This window comes from Kribbella sp. NPDC051952, assembly GCF_040680855.1.
Lineage (GTDB): Bacteria > Actinomycetota > Actinomycetes > Propionibacteriales > Kribbellaceae > Kribbella.
Genome location: NZ_JBFAXQ010000005.1, coordinates 379665 through 401115, shown reverse-complemented (window position 1 = coordinate 401115; position 21451 = coordinate 379665). Strand labels below are relative to the sequence as shown.

At 69.0% G+C, this 21451-nt stretch carries 21 protein-coding genes and 1 riboswitch; of the genes, 4 read left to right on the top strand and 17 right to left on the bottom strand.

The genetic code is table 11. The annotated features are described in order from the left end of the window. Positions 1-114 precede the first annotated feature (114 nt). From AB0L70_RS13285 to AB0L70_RS13235, 11 genes are all read right to left on the bottom strand, one after another. Positions 115-1191 (bottom strand): substrate-binding domain-containing protein, encoded by a 1077-nt coding sequence (locus tag AB0L70_RS13285; RefSeq protein ID WP_363683385.1) that lies wholly within the window; start codon positions 1189-1191, stop codon positions 115-117. 249 nt (positions 1192-1440) lie between these two features. After that, positions 1441-2628, bottom strand: a complete 1188-nt coding sequence (locus AB0L70_RS13280) for an ROK family transcriptional regulator (protein WP_363683383.1) — start codon at positions 2626-2628, stop codon at positions 1441-1443. A 150-nt stretch (positions 2629-2778) separates the two neighbouring features. Further along, positions 2779-3543: an adenosylcobinamide-GDP ribazoletransferase gene (cobS, locus tag AB0L70_RS13275; RefSeq protein ID WP_363683381.1), complete on the bottom strand. Its 765-nt coding sequence runs from the start codon at positions 3541-3543 to the stop codon at positions 2779-2781. Further along, the gene (locus AB0L70_RS13270; protein ID WP_363683379.1) at positions 3540-4067 is read right to left on the bottom strand and encodes a bifunctional adenosylcobinamide kinase/adenosylcobinamide-phosphate guanylyltransferase; all 528 of its coding nucleotides are present in this window, start codon (positions 4065-4067) and stop codon (positions 3540-3542) included. The genes cobS and AB0L70_RS13270 overlap by 4 nt, the downstream gene beginning before the upstream one ends. Next, the gene (locus AB0L70_RS13265; protein ID WP_363683377.1) at positions 4060-4869 is read right to left on the bottom strand and encodes an ECF transporter S component; all 810 of its coding nucleotides are present in this window, start codon (positions 4867-4869) and stop codon (positions 4060-4062) included. The genes AB0L70_RS13270 and AB0L70_RS13265 overlap by 8 nt, the downstream gene beginning before the upstream one ends. Then, positions 4866-6476, bottom strand: coding sequence for an ATP-binding cassette domain-containing protein (locus AB0L70_RS13260; RefSeq protein WP_363683375.1), 1611 nt, complete (start codon positions 6474-6476; stop codon positions 4866-4868). The genes AB0L70_RS13265 and AB0L70_RS13260 overlap by 4 nt, the downstream gene beginning before the upstream one ends. Then, positions 6473-7555 carry a CbiQ family ECF transporter T component gene (locus AB0L70_RS13255; RefSeq protein ID WP_363683373.1) on the bottom strand — a complete coding sequence of 361 codons (1083 nt, stop codon included), beginning with the start codon at positions 7553-7555 and terminating at the stop codon, positions 6473-6475. The genes AB0L70_RS13260 and AB0L70_RS13255 overlap by 4 nt, the downstream gene beginning before the upstream one ends. After that, positions 7555-8271, bottom strand: a complete 717-nt coding sequence (locus tag AB0L70_RS13250; RefSeq protein ID WP_363683371.1) for an SCO2322 family protein — start codon at positions 8269-8271, stop codon at positions 7555-7557. Before AB0L70_RS13250 ends, AB0L70_RS13255 begins: the two co-directional genes overlap by 1 nt. A gap of 117 nt (positions 8272-8388) precedes the next feature. Next, positions 8389-8454, bottom strand: a riboswitch (cobalamin riboswitch). A 30-nt stretch (positions 8455-8484) separates the two neighbouring features. Continuing rightward, complete coding sequence (locus tag AB0L70_RS13245; protein WP_363683369.1) at positions 8485-8694, bottom strand: hypothetical protein; 210 nt, start codon at positions 8692-8694, stop codon at positions 8485-8487. After that, positions 8691-9701 carry an aldo/keto reductase family protein gene (locus tag AB0L70_RS13240; RefSeq protein WP_363683367.1) on the bottom strand — a complete coding sequence of 337 codons (1011 nt, stop codon included), beginning with the start codon at positions 9699-9701 and terminating at the stop codon, positions 8691-8693. Before AB0L70_RS13240 ends, AB0L70_RS13245 begins: the two co-directional genes overlap by 4 nt. Before the next feature lie 35 nt (positions 9702-9736). After that, the gene (locus AB0L70_RS13235; protein WP_363683365.1) at positions 9737-10324 is read right to left on the bottom strand and encodes a DUF3043 domain-containing protein; all 588 of its coding nucleotides are present in this window, start codon (positions 10322-10324) and stop codon (positions 9737-9739) included. A gap of 165 nt (positions 10325-10489) precedes the next feature. Between AB0L70_RS13235 and AB0L70_RS13230 the strand changes: the two genes are divergently transcribed. The 4 genes from AB0L70_RS13230 to AB0L70_RS13215 all read left to right on the top strand — a co-directional run bounded on the left by AB0L70_RS13230 (position 10490) and on the right by AB0L70_RS13215 (position 14074). After that, complete coding sequence (locus AB0L70_RS13230; RefSeq protein ID WP_363683363.1) at positions 10490-11311, top strand: PspA/IM30 family protein; 822 nt, start codon at positions 10490-10492, stop codon at positions 11309-11311. Beyond that, positions 11308-11583, top strand: coding sequence for a hypothetical protein (locus AB0L70_RS13225; RefSeq protein ID WP_363683362.1), 276 nt, complete (start codon positions 11308-11310; stop codon positions 11581-11583). Before AB0L70_RS13230 ends, AB0L70_RS13225 begins: the two co-directional genes overlap by 4 nt. Positions 11584-11843: 260 nt before the next feature. Next, on the top strand, positions 11844-13370 hold the full coding sequence (locus tag AB0L70_RS13220; protein WP_363683360.1) for a sugar transferase: 1527 nt from the start codon (positions 11844-11846) through the stop codon (positions 13368-13370). 101 nt (positions 13371-13471) lie between these two features. Continuing rightward, positions 13472-14074 (top strand): sigma-70 family RNA polymerase sigma factor, encoded by a 603-nt coding sequence (locus tag AB0L70_RS13215; protein WP_363683358.1) that lies wholly within the window; start codon positions 13472-13474, stop codon positions 14072-14074. 40 nt (positions 14075-14114) lie between these two features. Here AB0L70_RS13215 and AB0L70_RS13210 read toward each other — a convergent pair whose 3' ends face one another. Genes AB0L70_RS13210 through AB0L70_RS13185 form a run of 6 tightly spaced genes read right to left on the bottom strand, consistent with a single transcriptional unit; the run spans position 14115 to position 21440 of the window. Then, a complete protein-coding gene (locus AB0L70_RS13210; RefSeq protein WP_363683356.1) occupies positions 14115-14486 on the bottom strand; it encodes a hypothetical protein in 372 nt (123 codons plus the stop codon). Positions 14487-14491: 5 nt separating this feature from the next. Continuing rightward, a complete protein-coding gene (locus AB0L70_RS13205) occupies positions 14492-16141 on the bottom strand; it encodes a right-handed parallel beta-helix repeat-containing protein (RefSeq protein ID WP_363683354.1) in 1650 nt (549 codons plus the stop codon). Between the two features lie 13 nt (positions 16142-16154). Next, positions 16155-17357 (bottom strand): glycosyltransferase, encoded by a 1203-nt coding sequence (locus AB0L70_RS13200; protein WP_363683352.1) that lies wholly within the window; start codon positions 17355-17357, stop codon positions 16155-16157. Then, positions 17354-18601: a hypothetical protein gene (locus AB0L70_RS13195; protein WP_363683350.1), complete on the bottom strand. Its 1248-nt coding sequence runs from the start codon at positions 18599-18601 to the stop codon at positions 17354-17356. The genes AB0L70_RS13200 and AB0L70_RS13195 overlap by 4 nt, the downstream gene beginning before the upstream one ends. After that, entirely contained in the window at positions 18598-20229 is a 1632-nt protein-coding gene (locus tag AB0L70_RS13190; RefSeq protein ID WP_363683348.1) for a hypothetical protein, read from the bottom strand. Before AB0L70_RS13190 ends, AB0L70_RS13195 begins: the two co-directional genes overlap by 4 nt. Next, on the bottom strand, positions 20226-21440 hold the full coding sequence (locus AB0L70_RS13185; protein WP_363683346.1) for a hypothetical protein: 1215 nt from the start codon (positions 21438-21440) through the stop codon (positions 20226-20228). The genes AB0L70_RS13190 and AB0L70_RS13185 overlap by 4 nt, the downstream gene beginning before the upstream one ends. Positions 21441-21451 lie beyond the last annotated feature (11 nt).

Here is a 21451-nt window from a genome sequence, read left to right as displayed (position 1 = left end):
GTGACCAGGGCTGTCAGGGCCAGCAGGGACGTCGTCAGGACAAGGCGGGTACGACGCCGACGGTGAGCCGGTCGCCCCCGCACCTCACTGCGGGGGGCAACGCCAGGGGGCGGGTCAGTTGCTGCTCAGGCCGGCAGCGGTGCAGGCGGCGGCGAACGACGCGGTGCAGATGTCGGCCACCTTGTAGATGTTGTCCTTGATCACGGTGTCCTTGATGTTGGCCTTGGTCACCGCGACCGGGTCCAGAATCGTCGACGGTACGCCACTCTTGTCCGTGGTCGACTCCGGCTTGTCGCCGTTGGCCAGCGCGACCGCACCCTTGGCGGCGGCCTCGGCCTGCGGCTTCACGGCCTTGTAGATGGTCATCGCCTGGTCGCCGGCGACGATCCGCTGGATCGCGGCCAGCTCCGAGTCCTGACCGGTGACCGGCGGCAGCGGCGTCACGCCACCACCCTTGAGGGCTGCGATCGCGCCACCCGCCGTACCGTCGTTGGCCGCGTAGACCCCGACCAGACCGTTCTTGATCGCGCTCAGCTGGCCTTCCATCCAGGCCTGGGCCTTGTCCGGGCTCCAGTCCGGGGTGTCGAACTCCGCCGCGACCTTGAAGCCGCTGGAGTCGAGCACGCTGTGCGCACCCTTCTTGAAGTCGGCCGCGTTCGGGTCGGTCGGCGAACCGTTGATCATGGCAACGTTGCCGGAGGTCTTGCCGGCTGCCTTCAGCGCGTCGACCAGGGTCTGGGCCTGCAGCTTGCCGACCGCCTCGTTCTCGAACGAGACGTAGTAGTTGGCGCCTTCGATGAACCGGTCGTACGCGACCACCGGGACGTTCTGGCCCTTGGCGGAGGCAACGACCGCGGCGGCGGCCTTGCCGTCGACCGGGTCGAGCACGAGCACGTTCGCGCCCTGGGTCAGGGCTGCTTCGGCCTGCTGTTGCTGCTTGGCCGCGTCCTGGTCGGCGTTGCTGTAGATCAGCTCGCACTTGTCACAGGCCGCCTTGAGCGCCTCGGTGAACAGCGGCCGGTCGAGCGCCTCGTAGCGGGTCGTCTTCGACTCCGGCAGCAGCAGGGCGATCTTCTTCGCGTCGCCGGACCCACCGGCGGAATCATCGTCCGAGCCGCAGGCCACCAGAGAGACGGCGAGCGCAGCGACGGCGAGGCCGAGGCCGACGAGACGGGATGGAGAGACGGACATGTGGCGGCTCCTTGACGTGAGGGCCCGGGTAGGCCTGACCGAAGTCAAGCCCCAGTGAGCCTTGACGTCAAGACTTGAATTCAAGAAATAGACATATTGGCGTTACAAAGCTCTAATCGTTGTCTGGCTGATGCCTGGGGAGGCTGGAGCGAGCCGTGGGCGGGATGGAAGGCGACGTGCGGGAGCGGATGCCAGGGAGGCGGGGGCGAGAAGCGGAGGGCCGATGCCAGGGGATGCCGGGGGCGAGGCTCAGAGGGTGGTGAGGGCCTTGGCGGCTTGGGCGTGGCTCAGGACGGAGGCCTGGTGGATGGCGCCGATGATATCGGCGTCCTCGCCTAGTTCGGCCCGGCGCAGCTCGACTGTCGCGGCCGCGCTCGGGATCGCGCACCGGTCCAGGGCCTCGCGGAGCGGGACCAGGATCAGGTCACCGGCCTCGGCCATCAGGCCGCCGACCACGATCGCCTCAGGGTTCAGCAGGTTCACCAGTCCCGCCACAGCGACGCCGACCCGGCGGCCGGCGTCCTCGATCACACGGCGGCAGCCCAGATCGCCCGCGAGGGCCCGGCTGATGATGTCCTTCAGGCGGAGCGGTCCGTGGGATGCGGCCAGGCTGTGGATCAGCGCACGCGAGCCCACGAACGTGTCCAGGCAGCCGCGGTTGCCACACCGGCAGATCGGCCCGTTCTCGTCGATCGTGACGTGGCCGATCTCGCCCGCCGTACCGGCCGAGCCGCGGAAGACCTCGCCGTTCAGGACGATCCCGGCACCGACGCCGTACGAGAACTTCAGGTAGCAGCCGTTCCGCACCTCGCGGAGGGCGCCGTTGCGTAGCTCGCCGAGGGCGGCCAGGTTGGCGGTGTTGTCGAGCGCGACGGGTGCGTTCAGGTAGCCGGCCATCGCCTCGGTGACGTTGACGCCACGCCAGCCGGGCAGCACCGCGTCGGAGCCGGCCTCACCGCTGACCGAGTCGACCGGGGCCGGCAGGCCGAAGCCGATCGCGGCGATGTCTTCGACGCCCGAACTGACCGTCTCGGCGAGGTCGGCGAGCAGCCGGGCGGCCCGCTCCATCCCGTCGTCGGCGACGTGATCGGCCTGCAGTGGCATGAGTTGCTGGGCGAGGATCTCGCGGGACTCGTTCGCGATCGCGACCCGGATGTCACGCTCGCCGAAGGCGATACCGGCCAGCAGGCCGCCGCCGGAGGACAGCGAGACGAGGACGGCGCGGCGGCCGTTGCGGATGCTGCGGGACAGGCCGACCATGCCGGCCTGGTCCAGCTCGCGGACCATGTTCGACACGGTCGCGGCGGACAGGCCGGACGTGGCGGCGATCTCGACCTGGGTCAGCGGGCCGTGCTGACGGACGACTCCGAGAACGCGCGCACGGTTGGCTTCGCGCAGCGAAGCCTGCGAGCCCGGCGCCGGGCGGGTTGCGTTCATTACATAAAGATAACGGATCGCGGGGTGTATGGCCCCGCACACCGGCCGTGAATCACCAACATCACCATTCGCCCTCGCCGTCACTACCCCACTTCACCGTTCATCGGTGACAGTAATGCACCCCGGCCCACCAGTCGCGGAGGGCTCGCTTCAGGCGGTGAGGGCGAGTGCCACCAGGGCGACCGGAGCGGCCAGTTCGACCGCGGCGCCGAGGACGTCGCCGGTGGTCCCGCCGAGGGTCGTGTGGGCGCGGCGGGTGACGACGAGGCTGGTGACAACTGCCAGCAGTACGGCGACGGCAGCGCCGTACTCGGGCCAGACAAGCGCCTGAGCAGCAGCGAGTACGACGACTGTGCAGATCGCAGCTGTGATCGGGCGGACAGTGCCGGCCACCATCACGCCCAAGCCGTCCGGCCGGGCTGCGGGGATCGTCGTACGACAGGACCAGGGGAGTGTCAGCCGGCTCGCGGTAGTGGCGATCAGCGCGGCCTGCCAGCCGAGGCCGGACTGGATGCAACTGGTGAGCGCGGCAACATCCACGAGCAGTACGCCGACGATCGCGACCACACCGAACGGGCCGATGTCGCTCTGCTTCATGATCCGCAGCATGGTCTCGCGATCCCGCCGGCTGCCGAGCGCGTCCGCGAAGTCCGCCAAACCGTCCAGGTGCAGCGCGCCGGACAGTCCCGCGACCACGAGTACGGCGAGCACCGCAGCCAGCAGGTCCGCATCCGGCTGCACGAGCTGAACCACCGCGACCACCCCGGCCGCGACCCCACCGAGCACCATCCCGACAACCGGCGCAAGGATCATCGCCCGCCCGCCAACCTCTCGGTCGACGCGCGAGGGCATCCCGGCCGGCAACACGCTCAGCGTGCCGAAGGCCAGCCGCAGCCCATCACCCCATGCGGTCATGTCAGTGGGAGGGTCCGGCCGGCGATCGTCCACAGCACCTGGTCGGAGGCGAGCGAGATCGTCGTGTTGAGCCGGCCCATCAGGTCGCGGAACAGGCGGGTCCCGGCGTCGGCGGGGACCACTCCGGAGCCGATGTCATTGCTGACGGCAACCACATCTCGCGTGGTGGCGGACCAGGCGTCGGCGAGCTCCGCGATCCGTTGCTCGACGAGGTTGGCCCGGCTGAGATCCGACCAGATGTCCAGGGCATCCATGGTGCGGGACAGCCACAACGTCAGGCAGTCGATCAGCAGCGGCGGCCCGTCGGCCCGGAGGAGTGGGACCAGGTCGATCGTCTCGACCAGGCCCCAGTTCGCGGGCCTGCGCGCCTGGTGTTTGGCGACCCGCTCAGCCCATTCGGCGTCGCCAGAGTCGTCTCCGCCGGTTGCGACGTACACGACCTCGGGCATGGCCGAGAGCCGGCGTTCGGCGGCGATCGACTTGCCCGACCGAGCGCCACCGAGGATGAGAACGCGTTCAGCCATCTGTGCTCCTGGGCGAGAAGGTGACCGGTGCGTCGAAGGCCGCCTTGCGGGCCGTACGGCGGAACGCGGTGAGGACCGGCCGCCCGAGGACCAGCACCAGTACGGCGCACAGCACACCGCGCGGGATGTCCCAGCCCAGCGACGTCGCCACCACGAAGAGGAAGTACCGATGCAGATTGTCGACCAGCGAGTCACCGGGGATGAACGAGAAGTCGCTGCCGAAGGTCGCGTAGGGCCAGAACCACAGGTTCATGACCACGCCGTACAACACACCGGACACCAGCGAGTACGCCGCCAGGAGCAGCAACTCCAACCGCCCACCCACCCGTGGCAGCAGGCCGGCCAGACACCCCACCCACGCACACGCGAACATCTGGAACGGCATCCACGGCCCGACCCCGCCGCTGATCAACGCCCCACCCAGCAACGACACCGCGCCCAGCACGAACCCGAACCCGGCCCCGAACGCCCGTCCTGCCAGCACGAGCAGAAAGAACCCGGGCTCCAACCCCGCCGTACCCGGGCCGAGTGCCCGCAGCGCCGCCCCCACTGCCGCCAGCATGCCCAGCAGCGAGATCACCTTCGCGTCGATGCCCGACTCGGACAGCTCCGCAAGTACGACGGCCACGAGCAGGGGCAACAGCAGCACGAACAGCCAGGGCGCGTCCGTGGTGTGTCCGATCGCGGACTCACCAACCTGGTCGCTCTGGAGGAATAACGGCCAGCCGAATGCGAGCAGGCCGACGAGCGAGGCAACCACCAGCGTCGCCGTACTGCGCGGGCGGAACCGGACGAGGTTCACGAGGCACGTTCCAGCGCGGTCGCGACCTCGCCGACGGTCAGGAACGGCAATGGGGCAAGGATCTTCGCCACCTGTGGTGCGAACGCCGGCGACCCAGCGATCACGGTCGCGGTCTCGCCGTCACTCACCAACTCACCGTCCGCGAGCACCAGCACCCGGGTGGCCACCTCCGCCACCATCTCCACGTCATGTGTCGACAACACGACCGCATGCCCGGCCGCGGCCAGTTCACGCAGGATGGCCACCAGCCGACGCTTGGCGCCGTAATCCAGCCCACGCGTCGGCTCGTCCAGCAGCACCAGCGGAGGAGCCCCACACAGTACGACGGCCAACGCCAGACAGAGCCGTTGTCCCTCGGAGAGGTCCCGCGGATGCAACGTCACGTCAATGTCCGGGGCCAGCCGATCCAGTAGCGCACGGCAACTACCCAGTGACACCTTGAAGTCGGAGTCCGCACCCGCACACTCGTCCGCGACGGTTGCCGCGTACAACAGGTCGGCCGGCTCCTGCGGCACCAGCCCGACCGCCTTCACCAACCGTCCCGGCTTGGTCCGATGCGGATCGGTCCCGGCGGCGGTCGCCGTACCGGATCGGACGGGCACGATGCCCACGAGTGCGTTCAGCAGCGTCGACTTGCCGGCGCCATTGCGGCCCATCAGGGCGACGACCTCACCGGCCTTGATGCTCAGCGAGACCCCACGCAGCGCCATGACATTGCCGTAGCCAACGACCAGGTCGCTGCACCGCGCCAGCTCGTCGCCAAGCGTCGCGATCGGTCGGACCGGCGCCGTAGCGTCCAGCCGACTCCGCAACGCCACAGCAGCCCGGCGTGCGTCCCGGACGGACAAGGGGAGAGGCGACCAGCCGGCAAGGCGGCCCAGCTCTACTACGGGCGGAGCGACCGGTGCGGTGATCATGCGCTCGGCCGGAAGCCCTGTGGACACAGCAGCCGCGCCACCCGGTACTTCGATCACCCGGTCGGCGTACTGGATCACTCGCTCGAGCCGATGCTCGGCCATCACCACAGTGACGCCCAGGTCGTGCACGAGGCGCTGCAAAGCCGCCAGCACCTCCTCGGCCGCCTGCGGGTCTAGTGCGGAGGTCGGCTCGTCCAGCACCAGCACAGCGGGGTGAGAGGTCAGCGCCGCCCCGATAGCGGTCCGCTGCCGCTGACCGCCGGAGAGCGACGTCAACGCACGGTCTCGTACGTCGGCCAGCCCCAACAGGTCCAGCGTCTCCTCAACCCGTCGCCGCATCACGTCCGGAGCGACTCCGAGCGACTCCATGCTGTACGCGAGCTCGTCCTCGACCGTGTCGGTGACGAACCCCGCCATCGGGTCCTGTCCGACCAGACCGACCACATCGGCCAGATCACGCGGCCGGTACTCGCGGGTGTCCCGCCCGTTCACGAGCACCCGGCCGGCCAGCGTGCCACCGGTGAAGTGCGGGACCAGTCCGTTGATTGCCCGCAGCAACGTGGACTTGCCGGACCCGGTCCGCCCGATCACCAGGGCCAGCTCACCCTCGGGCACGGTGAAGCTCACGTCCCGCAAGGCCGGCTCCACGGCACCGTCGTACGTCACTGTCACCCGGTCGAACTCGATCATGCCCGCCTCGCCAAGGGAGGCGCTGCCAGTGCAGGCACCAACCCGATCAGTACGCCGACAACCGGCAGCACGGGAACCGGTGGGACCACCAACGGACCCGCCAGCAACAGTCCGTTCACACCGCGCACAGCCGCGGTAACCATCAACCCAGCTGCGCCCGCGCCCGCCGCCACCACCAGCCACTCGGGCAACGCCCACGGGTCCGGCCTGTAGCGCGTCCGCGTGACCCGCTGGCGCCCAACCGCCATGGCCCCAACGGAAAGTACGAGTCCCACGACCAGTGCGGCTGCGGCGAACGGGAACGCCATGGAGTCCGTGAGCAAGGCGTAGACACCGAGCAGGATGCCCAGCAACCCCAGCAGCACGCACACCGCGGTCAGACGACGCTGCGCCCGTGGGACTTGCGCCGTACGTCCGTAGCCGCGGGAGTCCATCGCGGCGGCCAGCTCGACCGACCGGTCCAGAGCACCTTCCAGCACCGGCATGGCCGTCGTACGGAAGGAGCCGCGGGTGCGGCCGCGCAGCCGCCGGGCGGCGCGGATCCGGCGGGCGTCCGTGACCAGCTGCGGTGCGAAGGTCAGTGCGACCACACAGGCCACCCCCATCTCGTAGAGGGCCCCGGGCAGTGACTTGAGCAACCGCCGGGGACTGGCCAGGGCGTTGGCCGCACCGACACAGCAGAGCATGACGGCCAGCTGGCCACCGTCGTACAGCGCGGTCAGGAGAGCCTCGAGCGTGACCTCACCGCCGAGCTTGACCCCGTTCGCCCAGTCAGGCAAGGGGATCTGCGGCAGCGTGAACAGCAACGTGTTGCCCTGCGACCGGGTGGACAGCAGGGCCTGCAGCACCACCCGGAGACCGATGACCACCAGGCCGAGCTTGAGAAACGCGGCGTAGCTGTGTGCCCAGGGAGCATCACTCCGCCGGGCTGACACCACGAATCCGGTCACCGCGAGGATCAGCACCAGCAGCACCGGATTCCGGGTTCTGCTGGCGGCGACGGCCATCCCGAGCGCCCACAACCACCAGGCCCCCGGGTGGAGTGCCCGGGGGAGCGTCAGGTGGTCGACAGCACGCATCAACTGGCGGCTGAGCGCCGACGGCTGAGGACGAAACCGCCGCCGGCCAGTACGACGACCACCACCGCGGCGATGATGATCCCGCCCCACGGCGCACCACCGTCGTCGTCCGACGAGGACGAGGCGGCCGGCGACGGCGCCGCAGTCGGGGTGGCGCCGACGGCGTCCCCGATCTGCAGCGTCACCGGGGCGTCGGTGGCCGGGACCTTGATGCTCTTCACCGGGTCGCCACAGCCCTTGGCCGGGTAGCCCGCGATCCCGCAGGTCAGGCCCTTCTCGATCCGGACCGGTCCGACCGCGGCGAGGATCTTCGCGCCGGTCGCCTTGGTGTCCGTGACCACACAGGTGCCGGTGGCCTGGCCCGGCGTCTCACCGCTGGTCGCGTCCTCCGGCGTACCGGGGTCGACCACCAGGGCCACCCGCTTCTTGCCGGTCTCCGCGGCCGTCTTGCCGCAGATCGCGTCGAAGTCGCCCGCGGCCCGCGGGACCCGGGGCTTGACGCCGCCGACGGCGTACCGCCAGCCCTCGACCGCACCGTCGGCCGGTACGACCTGGTCGGCGCCCTTCTGCGCGAAGGCCCACTGGCCTGAGCTCCACTGGTAGTAGCCCCAGAAGCGGTAGCCGTCCTCGGCCTGGGCAGTGGTGGCGACGGTCCCCGCCAGCAGGAAACCCGCCAGCAGAGCGAGGACCAGTCGTACGGTCCGGGTTGCAGTCATCTCATGTCCTCGGTCGGGCCGTGACCCGATCGAGGCGGAGATCCCGCCTGCACCGGCAGGGTAGGGGCTCCACCCGCGGACCACGGCGGGTAGGTGAGCCTGTCTGCCTGCGTCACAGTGTTCCGGCTCGCCACCTGAGGTGGCCTACGGTTGCGGGTCAGCGCCGGACTCGGACCGGCTTCCCTGTGACGCAGGCGTGGTTCGAACGGGATCCTACTCTGCGGACGAGAGACTCATCGGGCCGTAGACCTCACGGCCGTCCTCCAGCAGGTAGACCTGCCCGACCCCACGGTCGGCGAGGTCCCGCCAGATCTCTCCCAGCCAGCTCTCCGCGTCGCCCTGGGCGGAGAACTCGGCCCCGCCGACCTCTCCCGGGTCGACGAGCGCACCGGAGGCGGTCTCGAACCGCCAGCTCCAGCTCATGCGCCCGGCCGCTTCTGCGGGGAGTTCTGCGCGGTCTTGGCCGGGTCGCGCTCGACGATGCTGCCGAGCACCTCGTCGATCCGCTTCAGCACGCTCTCCTCCAGCTTCACGCCGGAGGCCTTGACGTTCTCGCTGACCTGCTCGGGCCGGGAGGCGCCGATGATCGCCGACGAGACGTTCGGGTTCTGCAGCACCCACGCGATCGCCAGCTGCGACAGCGACAGGCCGGCCTCCTCGGCGACCGGCTTCAGCTCCTGCACCCGGGTGAGCACGTCGTCGTTGAGGAACCGCTTGATCATGTTGGCGCCGTTGGCGTCGGTCGCGCGCGAGCCCTCCGGCGGCTGCTGACCCGGCACGTACTTACCGGTGAGCACGCCCTGGGCGATCGGCGAGAACACGACCTGGCCGATGCCGAGCTCCTCCGACGCCGGCACCACCTCGGCCTCGATCACCCGCCAGAGCATGCTGTACTGCGGCTGGTTCGAGACGAACGGGATCCGCAGCTCGCGGGCCAGCCGGTGGCCCTCCTGCAGCTGCTCCGCGGTCCACTCCGAGACACCGATGTACAGCGCCTTGCCGGACCGGACGACGTCGGCGAAGGCCTCCATCGTCTCCTCCAGCGGCGTCTCGGTGTCGTACCGGTGGGCCTGGTAGAGGTCGACGTACTCGGTCTTGAGCCGCTTCAGCGAGGCGTTGATCGACTCGTGGATGTGCTTGCGGGACAGGCCCGTGTCGTTCGGTCCGGCCGGGCCGGTCGGCCAGTAGACCTTCGTGAAGATCTCCAGCGACTCGCGCCGCTCACCCTCCAGCGCCTCACCGAGGACCGATTCGGCCTTGGTGTTGGCGTAGGTGTCAGCGGTGTCGAACGTGGTGATGCCGGCCTCCAGGGCCGCCCGCACACAGGCCTTGGCCTGGTCGTTCTCCACCTGGGAACCGTGCGTGAGCCAGTTCCCGTACGAGATCTCGCTGACCTTCAAACCACTGTTGCCGAGATAGCGGAAGTCCATACCCCCGACCCTACCGGCCTGGGATCGATGTCAGCTCAGGACGGCTTCTCGCCGCGCTTGACCATCGGCTTGGGCAGCCGCCACCGGCGCATCTGCATGGTCCGCCGGACCGCGTAGAAGCCCAGCCCCTTGGTCGACTCCTTCGGGAACTTCACCGCGACCGCCTTGCGGATCCCGGCGGTGAGCAGGAACCAGTCCGCGCCGATCAGCAGGATCATCGCCAGGAACAGCAGGTTGACCAGGCCGGCCAGGAACGGGAACTGCGGCGAGAACACCACGCCGATCAGCGACACCACCAGCAGGATCGGCAGCGCGAACTCCATCACCGAGTAACGGGCGTCCACATAGTCCCGGGCGAACCGCCGGACCGGGCCCTTGTCGGCGGCCGGCAGGTACCGGTCGTCGCCCGTACGCATCGCGTCCTGCATCTTGGCCCGCTCGGTGCGGACCTTCTCCCGCCGGTACGCCGAGGCCTCCTTGCGGTTGCGCGGCTTCTTCAGCGCGGCCTTGCGTGCGGCCTCCGCCTCCTTGCGGGTCGGCGTGGGCCGCCCCTTGCCGCCCGGCTTGGCCTGGGGCTCGGCAGGTACGGTGGTAGCTGTCTCAGACTTGGTACGACGGAACACGGGGTCTGAACCTCATTCGGCAGGGCAGGTCGCGACTCGGGGTGGTCCCCGGACCTAAGGGCCACTTTATCCGGGCCGGTCCTGATGGTGTGGTGACCCGTGTGGACATAGGGTGGTTGACGCACGCCGGGTCGTCACGCCGGCACAGAAGGGGTACGGATATCGATGAGCATCTTCAAGCGGATGTCGACGATCTTCAAGGCCAAGGCGAACACCGCCCTGGACAAGGCCGAGGATCCTCGCGAAACCCTTGACTACTCGTATCAGAAGCAGCTCGAGCTGCTGCAGAAGGTGCGGCGGGGCGTGGCCGACGTGGCCACCAGCCGTAAGCGGGTGGAGCTGCAGGCCTCCCAGCTGCAGTCCCAGTCGTCCAAGCTGCAGGAGCAGGCGCAGAAGGCGCTCTCGATGGGCCGTGAGGACCTGGCCCGGGAAGCCCTGACTCGCAAGTCGGGGCTGCAGGGGCAGATCGACGACCTGCAGACCCAGCACGCCCAGTTGCAGGGTGAGGAGGAGAAGCTCACGCTCGCCTCCCAGCGCCTGCAGGCCAAGGTCGAGTCCTTCCGGACCCGCAAGGAGACCATCAAGGCCACCTACACCGCGGCCGAGGCGCAGACCCGGATCAACGAGGCCTTCTCCGGCATCTCCGAGGAGATGAGCGACGTCGGCCTCGCGGTCCAGCGGGCCGAGGACAAGACCCAGCAGATGCAGGCCCGGGCCGGTGCGATCGACGAGCTGCTCGCCTCCGGCGCGCTCGACGACGCCAGTGGCACGGTCAAGGACAACATCACGCTCGAGCTCGAGCGGATGTCGTCGGGTTCCGACGTGGAGAGCGAGCTGGCCGCGATGAAGGCCCAGATCTCCGGCGGCGAGGCTCCCAAGGAGATCGCCGGTGAGGCACCAGGCGCCGCGGCGCCGCAGTCTGCCCAGCAGCCAGTGCAGCAGCCGGCCGCCGAGCCGGTGAGACCTCAGGACGGAGACGTTCGATGATCGTTCGCATCATGGGTGAGGGTCAGTACCGTCTGGCCGACGAGAAGCTGGACGCCCTCAACGCGGTCGACGGCGACCTGGAGAAGGCCGTCTCCAGCGGCGACGACGCGGCCTTCCAGACCGCGTTCGCGGCCCTGCTGGAGTTCGTCCGGTCCGGCGAGAAGGTGCCGGACGACGAGCTGCACGACTCCGACGCGATCCTGCCGCCGGGCGACAGCTCGCTGGCCGAGATGCGTGAGCTGATCAGCGGCGACGGTCTGATCGCCGGCTGACCGGCGCCGGACCCGATCACCCGTCCCCGACCCGGCGGCTGGTCACCTCTGGTAGTCATCCGAGACCCCCGGGGCCCCAAAAGGGCTCCGGGGGTCTTTGTATGACGCGCTGGTAAACACTCCCCGTCAGTGCTGTTCCCGGCCGCATCCACGTAGTACTCTCTGGTTCACGCCGTTGTGGGGGCGGCGTTCACCGAAGTCCGTGACGGGGAGTGGGTTGGTCGCGGGGTTCGCTTTTCACCTGTGGGGGGTGACTGTGCGTGACTGAATTTGTCATGTCTGAGGGGTTGGCCGATCCGGCTGACCTTGGGCCGGTGCCGTCGGGGGAACGACGTCGGCCGGTCTGGGTGGTTCCGGACGAGATCCCGGCGATCGTGCCGAGATCGGCCCGGTTCACCGAGGCACGCTGGGTGGCGAAGTACCGCTGGTACTCACTCGGTGGCGACCTGGCCGCGGCGTTGATCGGGGGATCGCTGGCGCTGGTTGCTCGCTTCGGAGCCTCGATCAACCTCGGCTACTTCGTGCTGGGCGCCTTGCTGCCGATCGCCTGGCTGGCCTGTGTGGCGCTGCAGCGCGGTTATGAGACCCGGTACTTCGGCACCGGGCCGGAGGAGTTCCGCTCGATCATCCGGGCCGCCGTGGCCCTGACCGCGCTGGTCGCGATCACGTCGTACGCGACCAAGAGCGAGGTCGCCCGTGGTTTCGTCATCCTCGCGGTGCCGATGACCTGTCTGGCCTCGATGGTGGCCCGGTGGATGCTGCACCGCAGCATCTCCTGGCGCCGGTACGCCGGTCGCTGTATGCGCCGGGTACTCGTTGTCGGACGCAACGATCAGGCCACGACGCTGTTCCAGCACATGGAGGAGCGGCCGGCCGACGGCTACGTCGTCGTGGCCACCTGCCTGCCGCGCGGCGACGCGTTCGACGAGCCCGGACCGGAGCGGCTCGGCCGGACCGAGATGGACATCCTGGCCGCGGTCGACCAGTACGCCGTGGATGTCGTCGCGGTGGCTGCCGACCCGGAGCTGGCCGGCTACACGCTGCGCAAGCTGTCCTGGGCGCTCGAGCAGCGCGGGGTCGAACTGATCGTGTCGCCGGGCATCGTCGAGGTCGCCGGTCCGCGGATCTCGATCCGTCCGGTTGCCGGTCTGTCGCTGCTGCACCTGGAGCGGCCGTCGGTCAGCGGTGGTCCGCACCTGGTGAAGGGCATCTTCGACCGGTCGGTCGGATTCCTGATGCTGCTGGGGATCGCGCCGCTGCTGCTCGTCACCGCCGCGCTGATCAAGCTGACCACCAAGGGGCCGGTGCTGTTCCGGCAGGTCCGGGTGGGCCGTGGCGGCGAGCAGTTCTCGATGCTCAAGTTCCGCACGATGGTCGTGGATGCTGAGGCCCGCAAGGCCGATCTGCACGCGCTGAACGAGGGCAACGGGATCCTGTTCAAGATGCGCGACGACCCGCGGATCACGAAGGTCGGCAAGTACCTGCGGCGGTTCTCGATCGACGAGTTGCCGCAGCTGGTGAACGTGCTCCGCGGGGAGATGTCACTGGTCGGCCCACGGCCGCCGCTGCCTGCCGAGGTCGCGCAGTACGCGATCGACGACGCGCGGCGGATGCTCGTGAAGCCGGGCCTGACCGGCCTGTGGCAGGTCAGCGGACGCAGCGACCTGACCTGGGAGGAGTCCATGCGGCTCGACCTCCGCTACGCGGACAACTGGTCGATCGCACTGGACCTGCTGATCCTGTGGAAGACCGCTCGCGCGGTCCTCGGCAGCGACGGCGCTTACTGAGAACGCACCAATTCAGGCGGCATCCGGCCATCTGCCGGCCGGATGACCGCACAACGTCGGGGGACGTCAGAACACGCGGTGCATTCCCGAGGGGGGAATTCATGATGCAGCACCTCAGTGCCGAATCCGGTACTGATCAGAAATCGACCGGAACCACGACTGCAGTCAGGTCCGAGGCCGCGACCCTGGTGATCCAGGCCGCGTCCGGGGATCAGGGGGCCTGGAGCCGGTTGGTCGACCACTATGCGCGGCTCGTCTGGGCCGTTACCCGCAGCTTCCGCCTGACCGACAGCGACGCCGCTGACGTGTCCCAGATGGTCTGGCTGCGGTTGCTCGAGCACATCAACCGGGTCGACCCCGAACGGGTCGGCGCCTGGCTGGTCGTCACGACCCGCCGGGAATGCCTGCGGGTGCTGGCCTTCCGCAAGCGCGTCCTGCTCACCTACGAGTCGTCCGCGTTCGAAGGGGTCGCGGGGGACCAGGTCGAACTGGACTACGACCTGCTCGCCGGTGAACGCGCCGACGACGTACGCCGGGCACTCGAAACCCTGCCGGATCGCTGGCAGCGGCTGCTCGGCATGCTGATGGCCGACCCGCCCGCGCCGTACGCCGAGATCTCCGAGAAGATCGGGATCCCGATCGGGAGCATCGGGCCGATGCGCGGCCGGTGCCTGGAGAAGCTCAGACTGCTGCTCGCCTCCTGAAGCAGCAATCTGTACGGGCGGCCGGTTCGGACTGCCTGGGTCAGAGGATGATCCAAGCAGTGCGGACCGGCCGTTGCGTGCTGCCCGGCCACCGGAGCAGGAAGCTGACCAGCCGGGCCTCGGTCGGGCCCTCGGCGTCGCCGCCACGGGACTCGACCATGACCGGACCCGACGGGGAGACCCGCAGCTCGATGGTCAGGTCCGCCTGGCCGTGGACGTCGACGTCCAGCGTGATCCCGTGGCCGCCGAACCGCAGCCGGCGTACGTCGGTGGAGCCCGGGGCATCCACGAGGCTGTCGAAGATCAGATCCAGCACGTCGAGATCCCGCTCGTGCCGGCCGAAAGCGGCATAGCCGACCGACCGGAGCAGTGCGATCTGCTCGCCGGCGGCGCGTTCAGGAGGACCGATCATCGTCCTCAGCGCTCCGCCTGCACCTTGATCACACTGTCCTGGTCCTGACCGTACGGTGCGCCCTGCCAGGCGGCCCAGTTCACCCGGTTGCCCTGCTCGTGCACGATGAAGTTCCACGGACCCTCATAGGTGTTGTTGAAGAAACGGTTGCCCTGGTGGAAGGTGATCGCGTCCTGCACGGTCGCCTTCTGGTACGGCGACCAGGTCGGGAACGTACCCCAGTTGGAGAACAGGCCGTTGAAGCCACAGCCGCTGCCGACCGCGCAGGTCTTGCCGATCTTCACGGGGTCGATGCTGAAGACGTTGTCGTGCACGCGCACGTTCTGCGTCTTCCAGCGGCAGTCACTCAGATAGGGCTGCTTGTCGATCGTGGTCGCGTTGCAGGTCTTGGCGTTGACGACCGACGGGTTGACCAGGGTGCCCGAACCGGTGCTGGTGTTGGCCGCGGATCCGGCGAACCGGTCCGCGTTCTCCCACAGGATGACGCCGGCCCAGTTGTCGGTGAACACGTTCGCGCTGATCTCGAAGGTCTTGTTGAACACGCCGGTGGCCCGCGGATCGCTGCCGGACTCCGAGATGTACAGCGCCGCTGTCGGGAAGCCCTTGTTCATCGGGCCTTTGCCCAGACCGTTGCGGGCGAAGGTGTTGCCGCGGATGCCGGCGTTGTAGCTGGTCTCGTAGACGACACCCTCGGCGAGGTTGTCGGAGATGTAGTTGCCCTCGATAACGAAACCGGTGTTGTTGGTGTCGGCCCACAGCCCGGCGCTGAGGTTGTTGTGGATCCAGTTGCCCCGCACGATCGCTCCGGTGACCTCCCAGAACTTCCCGCCGCCGGTGCAGCCGCAGCCACCCTTGAGCTTCTCCCAGTCGTCGGTGTTGTTACCGGCGATCTCGTTGCGCTCGATGGTGATCCCGGCGACCTTGCCCGGGTTGTACGCGCTGAAGCCGTACTGGCCGTTCTCCTGCAGACAGTTGCCGCGGACAACGTTGTGGTCGCCGACCATGACCCCGGCTCCGGCGTTGTGCCGGATCGTGTTGGCCTCGATCGTCCAGCGGGCGGCGGAGTCGTGGTTGACCGCGCCCTCGTCGTTGTTGGTCCGCAGCGGGCCGAAGTTCTGGATGGTCAGGTTCTTCACCGTCACGCCGGTGGCGTAGCCGGTGAAGGCGTACCGGTTCAGCCGGCCGCCGTCGAGGATCGCGCCGGGCCCACCGAGGTAGATGTTCCCGTCCTTCGGCTTGACCTGCGCGAACGGTCCGCTGCCCAGCTTGTGCGTGCCCGGTTCGAGCCAGAACGTCGTACCGGGCGGGTTCGCCTCGGTCAGCTGGTTCAGGTTCTGGGTCGTGCTGACGTTGACCGCTCCGGGCGGGGCCTGGGCGGGACCGGCGAGCGCCTTGGCGTTCCCGCAAACCTTCACCGGGGGAGCGGTCGGTGCGGTGACCTTGGCCGTGGTGGCGTCCGGTGTCTGGGCAGGGAGGGTCTGTGCGTTCTGCGGTGCTGCGTCGTCACGGAAGACAGCGACTCCGCCGGCTACCAAGGCAGCGACGACGACCAGCGCGGCCGGCGCGAGGAACCGCGGGCGGCGGTACCAGGCGGTCGTCCCGCCGTTCGGCGGCCGTGGCGGAGAGCCGTGTTCGATGTTCTCTTCGGGGGGCATGGTGTCCTCGAGCTCAGCGGTGGGCGGGAACCGGGTGACCGACGGCGAATCGGTAGATGTCGAGCAGCTGCTCCAGGTTCTGGTGCGGCTGATGTTTGGTCTCGTAGGTCAGGCGGGCCTGGCGGCCGAGGTCGAGGTAGCGATCCGGTGCGGTGTCGACGTCGAGCAGGAGCTTGGCGAGCGCGTCCGGCCGGCCCGGCTCGAAGAGGGCGCTGTCGACGCCGTCGGTGATCAGGTCGGGGAACGAACCGTGGCCGGAAGCCAGCAGCGGTACGCCGACCGCCATCGCCTCGACCACCACCAGTCCGAACGTCTCTTCCCACTCCGACGGAAGGACGACCGCGCGGGATTGGCCGATCAGCTCGAACACTTCCGGCTTGCTCATCAGCCCGCGCAACTGCACGGACGGCCGGGTCGCCGCCCATGCGGTCACCTCGTCGAGCATCGGGCCACCACCGGCGATCACGAGCCGCAGCGCGTCGTCGCCGGCGATCGCGCGGTACGCGTCCCAGCCCTTCATCAACAGCGGTGCGCCCTTGGCCGCATCCAGCCGGCCGACATAGGCCACCTGGCGTTCGGGCGATCCGCCGACCGGGCCGTCGTACGGAACCATGTTGTGCTTGACGAAGGAGCGGTCCGGGTCGAAGTTCATGCCCGTCATGAGCTGGCGCTGGGACTCGGAGATGAAGATGTACGCCGAGACCAGGTCGCGCCAGCTGCGGCGGTGACTGCGTGCGTTGAGCACGGTGGTCGAGGTCGCCAGCGCGGATCCGCGGTAGCAGCGATGGACCACGGCCGGTGTTGGGTTCCCGCCGGCGCAGTCGTGGCAGACCTCGCCGTCGCGGAAGAAGTCACCACTGGCGCAGAGCAGCTTGTAGTTGTGCAGCGTGATCACCACCGGCACACCGGCGTCACGGCAGGCGTAGAGCACCGACGGGCTCAGCAGCGGGAACGTGTTGTGGACGTGCACCACATCCGGCCGCTCGTCCTTCAGCACCGCGGCCAGGTCACGACGGCTCGTCGGGTTCCACACCACGCGGGCCGGCAACGTCGCCTTCTGCCAGGCCGGCCAGCTCTCGATGTCGTCGCTGTGCCGCTCGAAATGCGTGACCTCGTGGCCGGCCGCGGCCAGGGCTTCGCTCTCCTGGTCGACCACCCGGTTCTCCCCGCTCGGTGCGGTGGAGCGGTACCGGTTGTGTACCAGCAGGATCTTCATCGCACTCCTTCACGGGCGGAGGTGGAGAACACCATCGAGGCGGCCAGCGTGAGCTCGAGCAGGTACGGCGACGCCTCGCTCAGACCGCTCTCGGTGAACGAGGCGACCACGCAGTAGGCGACCAGGAAGAGCGCGATCGCGCGCTGCGGACCCTGCGGCCGGAACCAGGCGGCGGTCAGCACGAACAGCACGAGCATCACGGTGATCGCGATCCCGACCAGCCCGACGTCGTAGTAGGTGCCGAGCCAGTTGCTGTCGATCGGCAGGCCGTTGAAGGACTTGTTGGACAGGCCGAACCCGAAGAGCGTCTCGAACGTCGTCCGCGGCTCGGCCAGGATCGAGTCCCAGACCGCGCGGCGACCGGTCAGCGCGGTCACCTCTTCGGCGTCCTGCCCACGGGCCAGCCAGGTCGTCACCACCGAGCCGAGCGTGACCGCCCCGATCGAGAACACGGTCAAGCCGATCGCGAACGACTTGCGCACCCGCGATCGCGCGGTGAACAGGCTCATCCCGGCGATCAGTACGCCGGCCAGCAGGGCAACCAACGCGGTCCGGGTGTGCGTCAGCAGCAGCACCGGTACGGCGACCAGCACACTCGTCAGCGCGACCCCGCGCCGGAGCAATCCGGACAACCACAGCACGATCGTCAGACCGGCAGCCACCGCGGCGTAGTGCCCGACCTGGGTCGGCGGGATCGGCCAGAGGATGCCCCCGAGCCGGTCTTCGGTCAGGGCCAGGCCGGGAGCGATGAGCAGGCCGATGACCACCGATCCGAGGATCGACCACAGCATGATCAGATGGGTGCGCACCAGCAGCAGGTCGCGGCGGGTCCACCAGGGCGTCAGCAGCCACAGCGTGAGCGCGAACGCGAACAGCCGGCTGGCCCGGTAGAGCGCGCCGAACAGGAACTCGGCCCGGACACTGGCCAGCAGCGCTTCGGCGGCGAGCATCATGATCAGGAACATGTAGACACTCGGCCGGATCCGGACCGGGCGGTTGACGGTCAGGGCCAGCATCAGTGCGCCGACCAGCGAGGCCTGGGCGATCAGCTTGCCGACCATTCCCGGGATCGGGATCAGGTGTGGCGCGCCCGGGAAGAACGTCATCACGTTGAGGATCAGCAGCGCCCAGACCGCCTGGACCCGGCGACGCCGACGGACCTCGGGCGCGACGACCCGCCTGGTCGGACGGTGACCTCGGCGGGTCGCCAGTTGACTGTTCAGCCGGGTGGTGATCGTGGTCATCGGCCGAACATCTCGACATCCACCGTCCGGTCCGGACCGGCTTCGGCCTCGGTGATGCCGACGCCTTCATCGGTACGGTCCGGACGCAGTACGACGGCGGTCTGCAGTTCGAGCCCGGCCAGCCGCAGCATCTCGCCAGTGGCCTGGATCTTCGTGGTGGTCGACTGACCCGCCGAGACGACGACAGCCGCGTGCGAAGCCCATGTGCCGAGGTGATCGGCACCGATGGACGGCGTCAGGACGGCCAGGCTGAGAACCAGATCGGCCACCTCCCACGCGGAGTCGAGCGAGACCTCACCCGTGCTCCCCGGCCGGCTGGTGTCGCCGAGGCGCAGGTAGCAGCCCTCAGCGGGGCCGTCGGTCGGGACGGGCAGGTGTACGTCGATGCGACGGCCCGGTTCGCTGAAGCGTGACTCCCGCGTACCGGGGATCTTGACGCCGAGCATCTCCGCGAGCCTTCCGGTCCCGGTGAGGTCGGCCACCAGTACGTGCTTGCCCTCTTCGGCGAGCGACACCGCCAGCGACGCCACCACCAGCGAACACGTCGCGAGGTCGTCGACACTGACCACGGCCAGGGACGGCGTGGGGTGCTCACCCCAGAAGATGCGCTGGTCGAGGTGCTGCACCATCAGCCGGACCTCCGGCTGCATGCGCTGTGACTGGCGCAGATAGCGGGGGTACGGACGCATCTGCCAGCGGGACGGCCGCGGGCTGCTCAGCCGGACCCGGGTGCCCAGCGCGCGGGCGATGTCCTCCCGCTTCCACAGCCGGTCCGAGATCAGCGCTCGTACGATGACGAAGCCGAGACCGAGGAACAGGCCGGCCAGCAGTCCGGTGGCGGCGTTGATCGCGATGGTCCGCTTGGCCGACGTCACCACCGGCGAGGCCACGTCGAGCATCCGGCTGCTGTTCATCCGGGCGGCCTGGACCTGCTGGTCCAGGAGCTGCTGCGTGACGTAGGTGAGCCGGTCGCGGGCAGCTCCCAGCCGGATCGCTTCCGGGCTGTTCGGCCGCTTGGGCTCGTTCGGGTCGTCGCCCGCGGCGCTGACCGCCTGCTTGGCGACGTCGAAGTCGTTCTGGGCCGCGTTCTGGTCCTTGCGCAGCGGGGCGTCCTGCAGCGCGATCTGTTCGCGGCGGTAGATCAGGAAGACCTGGGCCACCGCGGTCGCGAGCTTGGTCGCCTCGTCGCTGGTCTTGGCGCCGGCCTTGATCTCGAGCACCCGATCGGTGTTGGCGCTCGCGCTGTACTCCTTGAGCAGGTCGTCCTGCGTGACCGGCAGCTTGAGCAGCTCGATCACCCGCTGCGCGACCGTGTGCGTGGTCGCCAGCGTGACATCGGTGCCCATCGCCTTGGCCGGATCCTCGCCGTCGCGGTGGGTCAGCAGCAGCCGGGTCGACGACACGTGCGGCGCCGGCAGTACGACGGTCGACGCCAGACCGCCGGCCAGGCCGATCAGGGCGGCGACGAGCCAGATCCGCAGATGCCTGCGGATCGCGTCGCGGAGGAAACGAAAGGTGACCAGGGCATCCGGCGGGTACGCGGTCGACGGTTCGTCGGTGAACAGGCCGTCGTCGTCGACCCAACCGGGTTCGGTGGTCACAGGTTCGGTGTACGGCTGGTTGCTCACTTGGTCCTCCTCGCGGTGCCGGTGAGGAGGGTGGGCAGGCGCGACGCCGACCGGCGCGTGGACTGCGAGACGCGGCCGATGGTGCGGTCTGTCGGGTCGGGGTCGGTGACGACCAGACCGTCGATGTTGCGGTCGTCGGTCGCCGCCGCGACGGCCAGCCGGGCCAGCTCCTCGGCCGTGACCGTGCCGGAGGACAGCGCGATGATCGTGTTGGTGGTGTGCTCGGCACCGACCAGGTGCGGCGCCTCCCGGTCGACGACGACCAGGTGGATGCTCAGGGCCGAGTCGCCGGGTGGCTCCTGGTGCGAGTCGACCACGATCGAGGTCGAGATGCCGATCGAGGTCGCCAGCGCCGCCAGTTGCGGGCCGAGCGGGAGGGCCTTGTCGTCGCCCGCGAACGAGAGGACGGTCAGCGAGACCGGCCCGCCGCCCTTCACGTCGAGACCCAGGTGGTGCAGGGTCTTGCGCAGACTCCAGGCCTCGACCGCCGTCGGTGAATAGTGTTCGAGCAGATAGGCCCAGTCCGAGACGTCGGTGGCCCGGTAGGACGTGACGGACGCGAGCACGGGCAGCGCGACCGCGTCGGCGATCTCGTCCCGCAGCCGCAGCCGCCGGTCACCCCGGACCTTCGCCAGCACCCCGATCGAGCCTGCCACCGCGCCGATCAGCGCGCCGAGCAGACCGAAGATGCCCAGATGTATCGCGACATTGCCGCCCCGGGCGGTTGTCGGCCTCTCCAGCACACGTGCCCCCGTTTTTTTCCCCAGGTCGCCGGGCAGGTTCTGGTCGGTCGTGACGAAGACCAGATAGACATCGGCGACGGCATTGGCCAGCCGGATCGACTGCGCCGCGGTCGTACCCTTCGCGTCGATCTGGATCACGTCCTCGGTCACTGCCGTGACCTTGACCCGATCCCGGACCGTCTGCGTCGGCAGCGCGGGGCTGAGGTTCTGGCCGGCGCTCTTCAGCACAGGCTCGCTCTCGGCGATGAACACCTGCGTGTCGATGCTCTGCACGCCGGTCGTCTTCTCCGAATCCGACGTCGGCGGCGGCGGCAGCACGACGAGCGAGGTCGCCGAGTGCAAGGCCGGCACCATCACCCCGTACGCGACCCCGCCGAGTAGACCGACCGCCGCCACGGCCGCCACGATCAATCGATGCCGCCGGATAGCCCGCCAGGACTTCTTGACGTCGAGCTGCTGTGCGCTCACAGTCCCCTCCA